13 protein-coding genes are annotated in these 15380 nt (G+C 65.2%); 12 read left to right on the forward strand and 1 reads right to left on the reverse strand.

Annotated features, from left to right (window positions below; genetic code table 11):
• Positions 1 to 101: 101 nt before the first annotated feature.
• Positions 102 to 1355, reverse strand: a complete 1254-nt coding sequence (locus KMZ29_RS19185) for an NAD(P)/FAD-dependent oxidoreductase (RefSeq protein WP_215620693.1) — start codon at positions 1353 to 1355, stop codon at positions 102 to 104.
• A 201-nt stretch (positions 1356 to 1556) separates the two neighbouring features.
• Here KMZ29_RS19185 and KMZ29_RS19190 point away from each other — a divergent pair, with 201 nt between their 5' ends.
• The 12 genes from KMZ29_RS19190 (at position 1557) to KMZ29_RS19245 (ending at position 15346) form a co-directional block, all read left to right on the forward strand.
• The gene (locus KMZ29_RS19190) at positions 1557 to 3152 is read left to right on the forward strand and encodes an ABC transporter substrate-binding protein (RefSeq protein WP_215620694.1); all 1596 of its coding nucleotides are present in this window, start codon (positions 1557 to 1559) and stop codon (positions 3150 to 3152) included.
• 106 nt (positions 3153 to 3258) lie between these two features.
• Positions 3259 to 4239, forward strand: coding sequence for an ABC transporter permease (locus KMZ29_RS19195; protein ID WP_215620695.1), 981 nt, complete (start codon positions 3259 to 3261; stop codon positions 4237 to 4239).
• 13 nt (positions 4240 to 4252) lie between these two features.
• Positions 4253 to 5224: an ABC transporter permease gene (locus KMZ29_RS19200; RefSeq protein ID WP_215620696.1), complete on the forward strand. Its 972-nt coding sequence runs from the start codon at positions 4253 to 4255 to the stop codon at positions 5222 to 5224.
• A gap of 31 nt (positions 5225 to 5255) precedes the next feature.
• Positions 5256 to 6242, forward strand: a complete 987-nt coding sequence (locus KMZ29_RS19205) for an ABC transporter ATP-binding protein (RefSeq protein ID WP_215620697.1) — start codon at positions 5256 to 5258, stop codon at positions 6240 to 6242.
• Complete coding sequence (locus tag KMZ29_RS19210; protein ID WP_215620698.1) at positions 6239 to 7240, forward strand: ABC transporter ATP-binding protein; 1002 nt, start codon at positions 6239 to 6241, stop codon at positions 7238 to 7240. The genes KMZ29_RS19205 and KMZ29_RS19210 overlap by 4 nt, the downstream gene beginning before the upstream one ends.
• A 91-nt stretch (positions 7241 to 7331) precedes the next feature.
• Positions 7332 to 9137 (forward strand): gamma-glutamyltransferase family protein, encoded by a 1806-nt coding sequence (locus tag KMZ29_RS19215; RefSeq protein WP_215620699.1) that lies wholly within the window; start codon positions 7332 to 7334, stop codon positions 9135 to 9137.
• Between the two features lie 5 nt (positions 9138 to 9142).
• Positions 9143 to 9853 carry a DUF1028 domain-containing protein gene (locus KMZ29_RS19220; protein WP_215620700.1) on the forward strand — a complete coding sequence of 237 codons (711 nt, stop codon included), beginning with the start codon at positions 9143 to 9145 and terminating at the stop codon, positions 9851 to 9853.
• The gene (locus tag KMZ29_RS19225; RefSeq protein WP_215620701.1) at positions 9850 to 10839 is read left to right on the forward strand and encodes an ABC transporter ATP-binding protein; all 990 of its coding nucleotides are present in this window, start codon (positions 9850 to 9852) and stop codon (positions 10837 to 10839) included. Before KMZ29_RS19220 ends, KMZ29_RS19225 begins: the two co-directional genes overlap by 4 nt.
• Entirely contained in the window at positions 10836 to 11948 is a 1113-nt protein-coding gene (locus KMZ29_RS19230; protein WP_215620702.1) for an ABC transporter ATP-binding protein, read from the forward strand. The genes KMZ29_RS19225 and KMZ29_RS19230 overlap by 4 nt, the downstream gene beginning before the upstream one ends.
• Positions 11949 to 11974: 26 nt before the next feature.
• Positions 11975 to 13486, forward strand: a complete 1512-nt coding sequence (locus KMZ29_RS19235) for an ABC transporter substrate-binding protein (RefSeq protein WP_215620703.1) — start codon at positions 11975 to 11977, stop codon at positions 13484 to 13486.
• 28 nt (positions 13487 to 13514) lie between these two features.
• Positions 13515 to 14456: an ABC transporter permease gene (locus tag KMZ29_RS19240; protein WP_215602788.1), complete on the forward strand. Its 942-nt coding sequence runs from the start codon at positions 13515 to 13517 to the stop codon at positions 14454 to 14456.
• 5 nt (positions 14457 to 14461) lie between these two features.
• Positions 14462 to 15346, forward strand: a complete 885-nt coding sequence (locus KMZ29_RS19245; protein WP_215620704.1) for an ABC transporter permease — start codon at positions 14462 to 14464, stop codon at positions 15344 to 15346.
• Positions 15347 to 15380 lie beyond the last annotated feature (34 nt).

A 15380-nucleotide genomic window follows, 5' to 3' on the forward strand; every position in this document is an offset into this window, starting at 1 on the left:
GCTTCTTGACAGCTTGTCGCAGTATCGCCGCGACAGGCCGGGCGAAGCAAGCGGCCTGACCGGACCGAACCGCGTCTTCAGCCTTCATTCGGCGGATATGGTCAACCGAACCGCTCGACCGCAAAGGGCGCGGGATCGGCGAACGGGGTCTCGCCGGTCATCATCTCCGCCAGGAGGCGGCCGGTCGCGGGGCCGAGCGTGAGACCGTGGTGCTGGTGTCCGAAATCGAACCACAGCCCGGCATGGCGAGGCGCCTTCCCGATCACCGGCAGCATGTCCGGCAAACACGGCCGCGCGCCGATCCAGGGTTTCGCGTCGATCGCCTCCCCCAGCGGAAACAGCGCATGGGCCTGCGGCAGCGCGCGCTGCAGCTGAATGGGGGTCGGCGGCGCATCGCGGCGGGCGAACTCCACCCCGGTGGTGAGCCGGATGCCGCGGTTCATCGGCGCCAGCACGAAACCCTGATCCGCATCGAGCACGGGATGATTGAGCACGGCATTGCCGCGCGCCGCCATATGCAAATGATAGCCGCGCTTGACGCTGAGCGGGATCGCATAACCGAGCGGGCGAAATACCAGATCGGACCATGGTCCCATCGCCACCACGACTTCGCGCGCGACGGCAGCACCATTGGAGCCGCCAATGCGCCAACTGCCGGCGGATTGTTCGAGGGTCCTGGCATCGGCGACGAGAAAGCGGCCTCCCTTGCGCTCGAACAGCGCCGCATAGGCCTTGGCCAGTCCGCCTGGATCGGGAACGAATCCGGGCGCAGGAAAATGGATGGCGCCTGAAAACTCCCCGCTCAGATTGGGCTCGCGCGCCGCGATGGCCTTGCCGTCGAGAACATGGCCTGCGACGCCATACTGCCTGGCCCGTTCGAAATCGCTCAACGCATTGGCCAGCGTCGCATCCGAGCGATAGAGCTTGATCCAGCCGTCGCGCCGCAACAATTCCGGAACCCCGGCCTCGGCAATCAGCGCCTCGTGTTCGATGAGGCTGGCCCGGATCAGGGGCAATTCGGCCATCGCGCTGTGCAGCGCCCGCTCCGGCGAGGACGCCAGATAATAGCGCAAGATCCACGGCAGGAAGGCCGGCAGGTCGGCGAGGCTGTAGCGCACCTGCGGCGCGCGGTTCATGGCGTATCGCAGGATCTGGCCGAAATCCCGGGGAAACATGTAGGGAAAGACCGACGCGCATTCGATCAGGCCGGCGTTGCCGAAGCTGGTCCCTTCGCCGGCCAGTTCGTTCCGGTCGACCAGGATGACGTCGCGTCCCCGCTGCTGCAGGTGCAGGGCGGCGCCGACGCCGACCATGCCCGCCCCCAATACGAGAACATCGGCCTTGAGATCCGCCATCCCGGCGCTCCAATAGTTGAATGTTACGTTCCTGTTCCCGCTGCTTACAGTGAAGCTGGTTATTGCGGTAGCGGCGCGCAAACCGACCTGCCCCCGCGGAAATCGCGCTTGCGCGGCGGCCAAACTCTGGCAACAATGGATCAACCATGGCTGCCGTCATTGCAGCGATGAACAACGCGCCACAGCGGAGAACCTTAACAAATGTCGGTACGTCAAACCTTGTTCGCAGCGACCACCGTCACCCTCGTCGCCCTTGCGATGACCCCGGCATCGGCCCAGACCCTGCGCTACGCCAACCAGGGCGACCTCAAATCGCTCGATCCCTATACGCTCAACGAAAGCACCACCCATGGCCATCTCGGACAGGTCTTTGAAGGGCTGATCGCGCGCGACAAGGATCTGAAGATCATTCCCGGCCTTGCCGAAAGCTGGGAAACGCCGGAGCCGACGCGCTGGCGCTTCCACCTGCGCAAGAACGTCAAGTTCCAGAACGGCGACCCCTTCACCGCCGACGACGTGGTGTTCTCGGCCGACCGCGTCCGGGCCGCCGGCTCCAACCTGCAGACCCGCATTGCCAAGGATGCGAAGGTCGTCAAGATCGACGACTACACCGTCGATTTCATCCTGACGTCGCCCAATCCCATTCTGAATTCGCAATGGGATACCTGGTACATCATGAGCAAGAAATGGGCCGAGGCGAACAACGCCGTGGCCCCGACGCCGGCAGCGGCGACCTCGCCGAGTTTTGCCTCGCTCCACGCCAACGGCACCGGCGCCTTCATGATCGAGAGCCATCAGCCCGGCGTCAAAACCGTGTTCAAGGCGAACCCGAACTGGTGGCGCAAGCCCGAGCACAATCTCAAGGAGATCATCTTCACACCGATCAGTTCCGACGCCACGCGCGTGGCGGCCTTGCTTTCGGGCGAAGTCGACGTCATCGAGCCGGTTCCGCTCCAGGATATTTCGCGCGTGGACTCCAGCCCCAATGCGCAGGTCTTGAAGGGCCCGGAACTGCGAACGATCTTCCTCGGCATGGACCAGGTCCGCGACGAATTGCTGTTTTCGAACGTCAAGGGCAAGAATCCGTTCAAGGACGTCAAGGTCCGCGAGGCGTTCTTCAAGGCCATCGATGTCGAGCTGATCAAGAACCGCGTGATGCGCGGCCTCTCGACGCCGTCGGCGCTGATGATCGCGCCGCAGCTGTTCAGGCTCTCGGGTGATTTTACGCGTCCGAAGTTCGATCCCGACGGCGCCAAGAAGCTCTTGACCGAGGCGGGCTATCCCGACGGCTTCGAAGTCACGATGGACTGCCCGAACGATCGCTACGTCAACGACGCGGCGATCTGCCAGGCGGTGGTCGGCATGCTGGCGCGCATCGGGGTCAAGGTGAACCTGCTGGCGCAGCCCAAGGCGCAGTATTTCGCCAAGGTGCTGAAGCCCGGCGGTTACCAGACGTCGTTCTATTTGCTGGGCTGGACACCGGGAACCTCCGATGCCCATAACGTGCTCTACGACATCATGGGCTGCCGCGACGACCCGAAAGTCGCGCGTGGCGAAGCCAATCTCGGCGGCTACTGCAGCAAGAAGGTGGACGAAATCGCCCAGAAAGTGCTGCTGGAGACCGATACGGCCAAGCGCGATCTGCTGATCAAGGAAGCGTTCGGAATCGTCGCCAAGGAATTTGGTTATATCCCGCTGCATCAGCAGGCGCTGGCGTGGGGTGTGTCGAAGAAGGTGAAACTGACGCAGCGCGCTGACAATCAGGTGCTGCTGTATTGGGCGACCAAACAGGAGTAGGCAGCTTCGAGGCTCAGGGTCCCGGTGGCTTGACGCTCCCGGGACCGTTCTTTTTTGGGCTGGCCGCCGCGTCCGCGGCGTCGCAAGGCCACAGTGAAAGGATCACATGCTCGCTTTCACACTTCGCCGGGCCATCCAGGCCATTGGCGTCATGATCGCGGTCGGGATCATCTCGTTCTCGATGTTCCGCTTCGCGGGCGATCCGGTCAACCAGATCGTCTCGCTGGATACGCCGGCCGCCGAACGCGAAGCCGTGCGCAAGTCGCTCGGTCTCGACGATCCGGTGCCGCTGCAGTTTGCCCGCTATTTCGCCAACGCCGCGCAGTTCAAATTCGGCGTCTCCTATCAGTTTCGCCAACCGGTCTCGAGTCTGCTGATGGAGCGGATGCCGGCGACGCTGGAACTCGCCATCTGCGCCACCATTTTCGCGATGGTGTTCGGCATCCTGATGGGGGTCTATTCGGCACTGAAACGCGACACGGTTCTGGCCAAAATATTCCAGGCGGTGTCGCTGATCGGAATCTCGCTGCCGACCTTCCTGATCGGCATTCTCCTGATCTATCTGTTCGCCGTGGTGCTGGGCTGGCTGCCGTCGTTCGGCCGCGGCGACGTGGTGCGGATCGGCTGGTGGACCACCGGCCTGCTCACGGTGTCCGGCCTCAAGGCCCTGATCATGCCTTCGGTCACGCTCGGCCTGTTCCAGATGACGCTGATCATGCGGCTGGTGCGGGCCGAAATGCTCGAGGTGCTGCGCACCGACTATATCCGCTTTGCGCGGGCGCGCGGGCTGACGACACGGGCTATCCATTTCGGGCACGCGCTCAAGAACACGCTCGTACCCGTGATCACGGTCGCCGGCCTGCAATTTGGCTCGGTTATTGCATTTGCAATCATCACCGAAACCGTATTCCAGTGGCCGGGCATGGGACTGTTGTTCGTGCAAGCGGTGCAGAACGTCGATATCCCGATCATGGCCGCCTACCTGCTGATGGTGTCCCTGATTTTCGTCACCATCAATCTGGTGGTGGATATTCTCTATACGGTCGTCGATCCGCGGCTGCGCTCCACCATCAGCCGTCCGGCCTGAACGAGATCCCCCGATGTCCGACGCCGTCATCCCGCACCAGGCCGAACCGAGCGCACCGCGCGCGCATTCCGGCGGCGGCTGGCTTCGGCGCGCCCTCGAAAGCGACGTGTTCTATTCGTTCCGGCGCTCCAGGATGACGATGGTCGCGGCCGCCGTCACCTTGCTGTTCTTCCTGCTGGCGATCCTGGCGCCGCTGCTGGCCGTACAGAACCCGTTCGACCCGGCACAGCTTCAATTGATGAATTCGCGGATTTCGCCGCTGTGGACCGCCGACGGCCAAAGCCCGTTCCTGCTCGGTACCGACGAACAGGGCCGCGACGTGTTTTCCGCCATTCTCTACGGCCTGCGCATTTCGCTGACGGTCGGCATTCTCGGCGTGCTGTTCTCCGGCACGCTCGGCATCGTCCTCGGATTGATCGCCGGCTATGTCGGCGGCGCCGTCGACGGCCTGATCATGCGGATCGCCGACGTGCAGCTGACCTTCCCGGCGATCCTGATCGCGCTCCTGATCAACGGCGTCGTCAAATCGGTGTTCGGCAATCGCCTCGACGCCATGAGCACGCTGGCGGTATTGGTATTCGCGATCGGACTGAGCTTCTGGGTGCAATATGCGCGCACCGTGCGCGGCTCGGTGATGGTGGAAAAGAACAAGGATTACGTCGCGGCGGCGCAGTTGATCGGGCTGCCCGCGCCCGTGATCATGCTGCGCCACGTGCTGCCCAACGCGATGGGACCGATCCTGGTGATCGCCACCATCAACCTCGCGCTCGCCGTGATCACCGAGGCGACGCTGTCGTTTCTGGGCGCCGGCATGCCCGACACCATGCCCTCGCTCGGCACCCTGATCCGGATCGGCAACAATTATCTGTTTGCCGGCGAATGGTGGATCGTGGCCTTTCCTGGCCTCGCGCTGGCGTCGCTGATTCTCTCGATCAATCTGCTGGGCGACTGGCTGCGCGACGCGCTCAATCCGAAACTCCGATGATTGGCGCTGTAACCCCCAAGTATCCGACCGCATGACCGAACCCGTTCTTTCCGTGCGTAACCTTCAGGTGGAATTCGTCACCCGCCGCAGCACGCTGCGCGCCATCGACGGGGTGTCGTTCGACATCGCCAAGGGCGAGGTGCTGGGCGTGGTCGGCGAATCCGGCGCCGGAAAATCCGTCACCGGTCTTGCGGTGATCGGCCTGATCGATCCGCCCGGCCGCATCAGTGGCGGCGAGATCTATCTGTCGGGCATGCGGATCGACAACCTGCCGCCGGAAGAAATGCGCCGGATCCGCGGCAAGCGGATCGGCATGATCTTTCAGGACCCCCTCACCAGCCTCAACCCGCTGTACCGGATCGGCGACCAGATCGTCGAAACGATCAAGACCCACACCAACCTGTCGGAACAGGCCGCGCGCAAGCGCGCCATCGACCTGTTGGCCGAGGTCGGCATTCCCGCCCCGGAAAAGCGCATTGACGCCTATCCGCACGAGTTCTCCGGCGGCATGCGCCAGCGCGTCGTCATCGCGCTGGCGATCTGCGCCGAGCCCGAGCTGATCATCGCCGACGAGCCGACCACGGCGCTCGACGTCTCGGTGCAGGCTCAGATCATCTCCCTGATCAAACGCCTCGGACGCGACCACGGCACCGCGGTGATGCTGGTGACCCACGACATGGGCGTGATCGCCGAAACCTCCGACCGCGTCGCGGTAATGTATTCCGGCCGCGTCGCCGAGATCGGTCCGGTGCGCGATGTCGTGCAGGACCCGCTGCATCCCTATGCCAAGGGCCTGATGGGCGCGATCCCGACGCTCGCGGGCGACGCCGCGCGGCTGGTGCAGATCCCCGGCTCGATGCCGCGGTTGTCGGCGATCCCGCCGGGCTGCTCGTTCAACCCGCGCTGCGCGTTCGCGTTCGACCGCTGCCGGATCGAGCGGCCGGAACCGATCAAGCATGGCACGCAGGCCGTGGCCTGCCATCTCTACGACGCCGCCGCGAAGGATTCCGCGGCATGACCTCAGCGCCCTTCATCGATGTCAGGAATCTGCGCCGGACGTTCGACGTCTCGAAACCATGGCTCAACCGGGTGCTCGAAGGCGGCCATCTGGAATTCCTGAAAGCGGTCGACGGCGTCACCTTCGATATCAAGCGCGGCGAGACTTTTGCCCTCGTCGGCGAGTCCGGCTCCGGCAAGACCACGGTCGCCCGGATGGTGGTCGGTTTGCTGCCGCCGAGCTCGGGCGAAGTGATCATCGACGGCGTCTCGATGAGCGATGCGAGGCAATTGCAGGCGCGCCAGCAGCTTCGCCGGCGCATCCAGATGATCTTCCAGGACCCCTATGCGAGCCTGAACCCGCGCTTCCGGGTCGACGCCATCGTCGCCGAGCCGATCCGCGCCTTCGACCTGATCCAGGGCGAACGCAACATCCAGGCGCGCGTCGGCGAGTTGTTAAGTCTGGTCGGCCTGCACGCCGACGACGGCTGGAAATATCCGCACGAATTTTCCGGCGGGCAGCGGCAGCGGATCGCGATCGCGCGCGCGCTGGCGTCGGAGGCCGAATTCATCGTCTGCGACGAGCCGACCTCTGCGCTCGACGTCTCCGTGCAGGCGCAGATCCTCAACCTGATGCGCGACCTGCAGGACAAGTTCGGCCTCACCTACCTCTTCATCAGCCACAACCTCGCCGTGGTCCGGCACATGGCGAGCCGCATCGGCGTGATGTATCTCGGCCGCATCGTCGAGATCGCGGAGGGCCGCGAACTGTTCAGCAACCCGCGCATGCCCTATACCAGAATGCTGCTGGGCGCGGTGCCGGATCTGGCGATGTCCGGCCGCCAGCGCATTCCGGTCCAGGGCGAAATCCCCAACCCGATCGACCCGCCGCCCGGCTGCGCCTTCAACCCGCGCTGTCCGCTGGTGTTCGACCTCTGCCGCAAACAGGCCCCCGCGCTGATCGACGGCGTCGCCTGCCATGCCGTCAACAAGCCGGCCGATGCCGCCGTATCGGCCTGATCGCAGGCGGCAGCACTGCGTCGGACGCCGGTTGGCAGGCTGCCGTAGCTGTGATCAAGTGCGCGCGGCGTCGCCGCAATGATGGATACCCATGAGCAAAATCAATCCCGATCCCTTCACCACCCGGCCGGAAATCGAAGGCACTTTCGGGGTCGTGACATCCACCCACTGGATCGCCACCGCGGTCGGGATGGCCACGCTTGAGAAGGGCGGCAATGCGTTCGACGCCGGCGTCGCCACCGCGTTCACCCTGCAGGTGGTGGAACCGCATCTGAACGGTCCGGGCGGCGACGTTCCTGTTATCGTGCACGACACCAGGCGCGGCCGCACCGAGGTGATCTGCGGCCAGGGTCCCGCTCCAGCAGGCGCCACCATCGCGCATTATCGCAGCGAGGGCCTCGAAATGGTGCCCGGCACCGGGCTGCTGGCCGCCTGTGTACCCGGCACCTTCGAATCCTGGATGCTGCTGCTGCGCGATTACGGCACGTTGCGGCTGCGCGACGTGTTGGAGCCGGCGATCGCCTACGCCCGTGACGGCTACCCGCTGGTGGAGCGGGCATCGGCAACGATCAAGACGGTCGAGCAATTGTTCAGGAAGCATTGGACCACATCGGCTGCGGTCTATCTGCCCAACAATGAAGTGCCGGTCCCCGGCACGCTCTTCACCAACAAGACGCTTTCGGAGACCTACGCCCGCATACTGAAAGAGGCCGAAAGCGCCGGCTCCGATCGCGTTGCGCAAATCGAGGCGGCGCGAAGGGCGTGGTCGCATGGCTTCGTCGCGGAAGCGATCGACAAATTCTGCCGCACGCAAGACATCATGGACGTCAGCGGCTCGCCGCATCGCGGCGTCCTGCGCGCCGACGACATGGCGCGCTGGCAGGCAACGGTCGAAGCGCCGCTGACCTACGACTATGGCCGCTACACCGTCTGCAAGCCCGGCGTCTGGAGCCAGGGCCCGGTCATGCTGCAGCAGCTTGCGCTGCTCAAGGGGTTCGAACTCGACGGGCTTGATCCCGCGGGGCCCGAATTCATCCACCTGCAGATCGAAGCGGCGAAACTCGCCTTTGCCGACCGCGAGAAGTTTTATGGCGATCCGGACTTCAACGAAATCCCGATCTCTACATTGCTGTCGGACGCCTACAACGACGAGCGCCGCAAGCTGATCTCCAGGGATAAGGCCTCACTCGACTTCGTCCCCGGCTCGGTCGAAGGTTTTGGCTCGGTGGTCAAGCTGCGCCGGGCGGAAGGCCATCGCGAGGCAGTCGGCGCCATGGGCGCGGGCGAACCGACGGTCGGCCGCTTCGGCGAAGTGCGCGGCGACACCGTGCATTTCGACATCATCGACCAGGCCGGCAACATGATTTCGGCGACGCCGTCCGGCGGCTGGCTGCAGTCGTCGCCGGTGATTCCCGAACTCGGCTTCTGCCTCGGTAGCCGCGCGCAGATGTTCTGGCTCGAGGAAGATCACCCGGCCGCATTGGCGCCGGGCAAGCGCCCGCGCACCACCCTCAGCCCGACCATGTGCTTGCGCGACGGCGAGCCGTACATGGCCTGGGGTTCGCCCGGCGGCGACCAGCAGGACCAGTGGACCACGCAGTTCTTCCTGCGGCACGTTCACGCCAACATGAACCTGCAGGAAGCGATCGACGCGCCGGCCTGGCATTCCGAGCATTTCCCGATTTCGTTCTGGCCGCGCACCTCGCGGCCCGGCGTACTTGTGGTCGAGAACCGCGTGCCGACGGCGACCGTCAATACCTTGAAGAACCGCGGCCATATCGTGGAGACCGGCCCCGACTGGTCGGAGGGCCGCCTCACCGCGGCTTCGAAGGTCGGCCGCCGCCGCCGCGCCGCTGCCAATCCGCGGGGCATGCAGGGCTACGCGGCCGGACGGTGAGTCAAATGACCTGGTCAATCATCGCCCGCGACAGCGCCACCAGCCAGTTCGGCATCGCGGTGGCGACGAAATTCTTCGCCGTCGGCGCGCGCGTGCCGCATATCGCTGCCGGCATCGGCGGCGTCGCCACCCAGGCGCTGGTCAATCCCTATTACGGCATCGATGGCGTGAGGTTGCTGCGCGAGGGACGCGAGCCCCGCGAGGTCGTCGACGCCCTGATTGCGGTCGACAACGGCCGCGAGAGCCGGCAGGTTCACATCATGGATGCGAAGGGGCGTATCGCTTCCCATACCGGCCGCGATTGCGTCGACTGGTGCGGGCACGTCGCGGGTGACGGCTTTTCGATTGCCGGCAACATGCTGGCCGGCGCCCGCGTGCTGGACGACACCGCGCAAGCCTATCTCGCCCACCAATCCCTGCCGTTCGCGGAACGCCTGATCGCGGCGATGCGCGCGGGCGAAGCCGCCGGCGGCGACAAGCGCGGCAGGCAGTCGGCGGCGCTTTTGATCCACGCCGGGGAAGAATGGTCCGCGCTCGACCTGCGCGTCGACGACCATGCCGATCCGCTGGCCGAGCTCGAGCGGCTGGAAGCGGTTAGCCGCGAGCGCTGGGTGCATTTTCGCCCGTTCCTCCCCACCCGCGAGAATCCCGCCGGGATCACTGATCGCGCGACCATCGACGCCGGGATCGAAGCGGCGATTGCAGGCCGGAAATGACCGAGGACCCGCTGATCGAAATCAGGGATTTGCGGGTCATTTTCCATGGCGACGGCGGCCGCACCACCCACGCTGTCGACCGCGTCGACCTTGACGTCGCCAATGGCGCGACGCTCGGCCTGGTCGGCGAATCCGGCTGCGGCAAGAGCGTCACCTCGCTCGCGATCATGGGCCTGTTGTCGAAACACTCGGCCGAGGTCTCGGGCTCGATCCGCTTCGACGGCTTCGATCTGCTCGACGTGCCTGACCAGACCCTGCGCGATCTGCGCGGCAATCGCCTCGCAATGATCTTTCAGGAGCCGATGACCTCGCTCAATCCGAGCTTCACCATCGGCGACCAGATCATCGAGACCATCCTGCGCCATCGCGGCGGATCGCGGCGTCAGGCCCGCGAGCGCGCCATCGAACTGCTCCGCCGGGTTCACATTCCTTCGCCGGAACGCCGCATCGACGAATATCCGCACAAGCTTTCGGGCGGCATGCGCCAGCGCGTTATGATCGCGATGGCGCTGGCCTGCGATCCCCGGCTTCTGATCGCCGACGAGCCGACCACCGCCCTCGACGTCACCTTGCAGGCGCAGATCCTGGATCTGATGCGGGAATTGAAGGCGGCGAGCGGGGCTGCGATCATCCTGATCACCCACGATCTCGGTGTGGTTGCCGAAGTCTGCGACGAGGTCGCGGTGATGTATGCCGGCGAGATCGTCGAGCGCGCCCCGGTCGATGAGCTGTTCGCCAGTCCGCAGCACCCCTACACCGTCGGCCTGCTCGGCTCGATCCCGCGGCTCGACCGCCGCGCGTCGCATCTCGCCACCATCGAGGGCATGGTTCCGAACATGGCGAACCCGCCGTCCGGCTGCCGCTTCGCCGCGCGCTGTCCGTTCGCCGTCGAAGGCTGCATGGCGGCGCCGCCGCCGATGGTCGCGGTGAGCCATTCGCACTGGTCGCGCTGCATCAGGACGCCGCTGGAGGGCCTGGTGTCATGACCGCCCTGCTCGAGGTCGAAGGTCTGGTAAAACATTTCGTCGCCGACCGGTCGCTGCTTGGACGGCCGACCGCTTGGATCAAGGCGGTCGACGGCGTCAGCTTCCGCGTCGAAGCCGGCAAGACGCTGGCACTGGTCGGCGAATCCGGTTGCGGCAAGTCCACCGTGAGCCGGCTGGTATTGCGATTAATCGAGCCGGACGCCGGCAGCATCCGCTTCGAGGGCCGCGACCTGCTGGCGCTGGACGCCGACCAGTTGCGCGCTTTCCGCCGGGACGCGCAGATCATCTTCCAGGATCCCTATGCCTCGCTCAATCCGCGCATGACTGTCAGCCAGATCCTGACTGAACCGCTGGCGCTGCATGATCTGGTGCCCTCCGCACGCCGCCGCGAACGGGTCGAGGAACTGCTGCGGCTGGTGGGCCTCGAGCCCCGCTTCGCACGCCGCTATCCGCACGAGTTTTCCGGCGGCCAGCGCCAGCGCATCGCGATCGCCCGGGCGCTGGCGGTCGAGCCCAGGCTGATCATCTGCGACGAGCCGGTATCGGCGCTCGACGTCTCGATCCGCTCGCAAATTCTCAATCTGCTGCGCGACCTGCAGGACCGGCTCGGCCTCGCCTACATCTTCGTCAGCCACGACCTTGCGGTGGTGAAACACATCGCCGACCGCGTCGCGGTGATGAATCTCGGCGTGATCGTCGAGACCGCGGACGCGCAGGCGCTGTTTGCGGCCCCTCGCCACCCCTACAGCCGGGCGCTGCTGTCGGCGATCCCGGTGCCGAAACCGCGGGCCAAGCGCGCCCGCATCCTGCTGCAGGGGGAGATGCCGAGCGCGCTCGATCCGCCCCCGGGCTGCCGCTTCCACACCCGCTGCCCCTACGTGGTCGAGCGCTGCCGCGTCGAGCCGCCGCAACTGCTCGCCGACGGCGCCGGCCATTTCACCGCCTGCCACCGCACGGCGGAACTGCCGCCGGCCGATGCCGTGGTCCCCGCCGACGGCGGGTTTTCGCCGGCGCTGGAACGCCTGGTGGCGGCATTCAGCGGCGGCACGGAAGGTGCAGGCGTCTCCGGGGTTGCTATAGTCGGGGCTGCGCCGCCGGCACCAGTTTGAATTCGTCAGAGATGGAGACCAGTACGATGAGAATCCTGCGTTTGGCGGCCGCTTCGGCGGCGTTGTTGCTGTCGCTGGTGGCGGGCGTTCAGGCCCAGACCACGCTGCGCATCGGCCTGGCCGAAGATCCCGACATTCTCGATCCGACGCTGGCGCGGACCTATGTCGGCCGCATCGTGTTCGCGTCGTTTTGCGACAAGCTGTTCGACATCGACGAAAAGCTCAACATCGCGCCGCAGCTCGCGCTGTCGCACGAGACCTCCACCGACGGCAAGGAGGTCACGATCAAGCTGCGGCCGGGCGTCAAATTCCACGACGGCGAACCGTTCGACGCCGAGGCGGCGAAATTCTCGCTCGACCGCCACCTCACCCTGCCGAGCTCGTTCCGCAAGCCGGAGCTGGCCCAGCTCAACCATGTCGACGTCGTCGATCCCCTCACCATCAAGCTGGTGCTGAAGGCGCCGTTCTCGCCGCTGATCGCCCAGCTCACCGATCGCGCCGGGATGATGGTGTCGCCCAGGGCGGCCAGGGAAGCCGGCGACAAGTTCGGATTGAAACCGGTCTGCGCCGGCCCCTACAAATTCGTCGAACGCGTGCAGCAGGACCGCATCGTGTTCGAGAAGTTCGCCGACTACTGGGACAAGGACAAGATTTTCATCGACCGCATCGTCTACCTGCCGCTGGTGGATGCCACGGTCCGCCTCGCCAACCTCAAGTCCGGCGGGCTCGACCTGATCGAACGCCTGCTGGCCACCGACCTCAAGGAGGTGCAGGCGGACCCGAAGCTGAAGCTGTCGACCGCGATCGAGCTCGGCTATCAGGGCGTGACGCTGAACATCGGCAAGGACAAGGCCAAGGGGCCGCTCAGCCAATCCGCCAAGGTGCGCCAGGCGCTCGACCTCTCGATCGATCGCGAGGCGATCAACCAGGTCGTGTTCAACGGCGAGTTCAAACCTGGCAATCAATGGGTCAATCCGGATCATCCCTATTACCAGAAGGCTTTCCCGGTCCGACCCCGCAACATCGCCAAGGCCAAGGCGCTGATCAAGGAAGCCGGCGTCGCCGCGCCGATCCCCGTCGATTTCATGGTGCCGAAGGGCGCCGAAACCGAAGCTGTCGCGCAGGTGATCCAGTCGATGGCGGCGGAAGCCGGCTTCGACATGAAGATCAGGGTCACCGAATTCGCGACCTCGCTGAAGCAGGCCGAGGCCGGCGAATACCAGGCCTTCATGCTGGCATGGAGCGGACGGATCGATCCGGACGGAAATTCCTACGTCTTCCTGAAGACCGGCGCGCCGCAAAATTACAGCGCCTGGTCCAATCCCGATGCCGACAAGGCGCTCGACGACGCCCGCCTCGTCACCGATCAGGCGCAGCGCAAGGCTATCTATGAAAAGCTGACCAAGCTCGCGCTCGACGAAGAGCCGCTGCTCTACATCTACCACCGCAGGATCTTGATCGCACACAGCATCAGGCTCGAGGGCTACAAACAGATGCCGGACGGTCTGGTGCGCGTGATCGGGCTGAAGCTGAAGTGAGAGCAACCGCGCCCGGAAAACAAAGCCCATGCTGAACTTCCTCGGCAAGCGCATCCTGCAGCTGATCCCGACGCTGTTCTTCGTGTCGATCCTGATCTTCTCGCTGCAGCAATTGCTGCCGGGGGATCCGGCGCTGGTGATGGCCGGCGAGGAACGCGACCCCAACGTGATCGCACAGATCCGCGCGCAGTACCGGCTCGATCAGCCGGTCCCGGTGCAGTATGTCTACTGGGTCAAGGGCGTGCTGTCGGGCGACTTCGGCGAGTCCCTGCGCATCAAGGTGCCAGTGCTCAGCCTGATCAGGCAGAAGCTTCCGGTGACGCTGCAACTGGCATCGATGGCGATCGTGATCGCCTTTTTGATCGGCATTCCCGCCGGGATCGTGTCGGCGGTCAAGAAGGGCACGGCCTGGGACTACGGCGCCAATCTGTTCGCGCTGTGGGGCATTTCGACGCCGAATTTCTGGCTCGGCATCATGCTGATCTTTCTGTTCTCGATCGAACTCGGCTGGCTGCCGGCCTCCGGCTATGTGTCGCTGTCCGAAAACTGGCGCGCCAGCCTCGCCTCCACCATCATGCCGGCCTTCGTGCTCGGCAACGCCATCGCCGCGATCCTGATGCGGCACACCCGCAGCGCCATGCTGCAGGTGCTGGAAAGCGATTATGTCCGCACCGCCCGCGCCAAGGGCCTTTCCGAGCGCTCGGTGATCCTCAAGCACGCCATGCGCAACGCGCTGACGCCGGTGATCACGCTCGGCGCGTTGGAACTCGGCACGCTGCTGTCGGGCGCGGTGCTCACCGAGCAGATTTTTTCCATACCCGGCTTCGGCAAGCTGATCGTCGACGCCGTGTTCAACCGCGATTACGCCGTCGTGCAGGGCGTCGTCCTGGTAACGGCGACCATCTACATCACGCTGAACCTGATCGCCGACATCGCCTATATCCTCGTCAATCCGCGGCTGAGGGCATGAGCCGCATGACCGACGCAACACTCGGCGCCATCCCCATCGCCTCCGACGAGCTGGAAAGTCCGGCACGGCGCGCGCTACGCCGGCTGTTCCGGCGCAAGGGCGCGGTGGTCGGGCTCGCCGTGATCGCAGCCTTCATCGTGCTCGCGGTGTTCGCGCCCTGGATCGTGCCCTATGATCCGATCGCGACCAGCTGGACGGCCGTGCGCAAGGCACCCTCGGCGCTGCACTGGTTCGGCACCGACGACCTCGGCCGCGACATCTTCTCCCGCGTGATCCATGGCGCGCGCGCCTCGCTGATGGCGGGCGCGATCTCGGTCGGCATCGCGCTCGGAATCGGCGTTCCCTTCGGGCTGCTGTCGGGCTATCGCGGCGGCTTCATCGACGGCCTGATCAGCCGGATCACCGACGCCATGCTGGCCTGCCCGTTCCTGATCCTCGCCATTGCGCTGGCGGCGTTTCTCGGCCCGAGCCTCGGCAACGCCATGATCGCGATCGGCATTTCGACGACACCCATCTTCGTGCGCCTGACCCGCGGCCAGGTCCTGAGCGTCAAGGTCGAGGACTATGTCGAGGCCGCCCGCGCGATGGGCAATCCGCGCTGGCGGATCGCGCTGTTCCACATCCTTCCGAACATCATGCCGGCGCTGCTGGTGCAGGCGACATTGTCGATCGCCGCCGCCATTATAGCGGAAGCCGCACTGTCGTTCCTCGGACTCGGCCAGCAGCCGCCGGCGCCGTCCTGGGGCAGCATGCTGAATTCAGCGCAGCGCTTCCTGACCAATGCGCCGTGGATGGCGCTGTGGCCGGGACTGGCGATCTTCCTGGTGGTACTGTCGTTCAACCTGGTCGGCGACGGCCTGCGCGACGCGCTCGACCCACGGGAGAGATAATTGCCGACCGGGAGAGGTGAAAGCCCGTGCCCTT

It is taken from the genome of Bradyrhizobium sediminis (genome assembly GCF_018736085.1).
In the GTDB taxonomy this organism is placed as follows: Bacteria; Pseudomonadota; Alphaproteobacteria; order Rhizobiales; family Xanthobacteraceae; genus Bradyrhizobium; species Bradyrhizobium sediminis.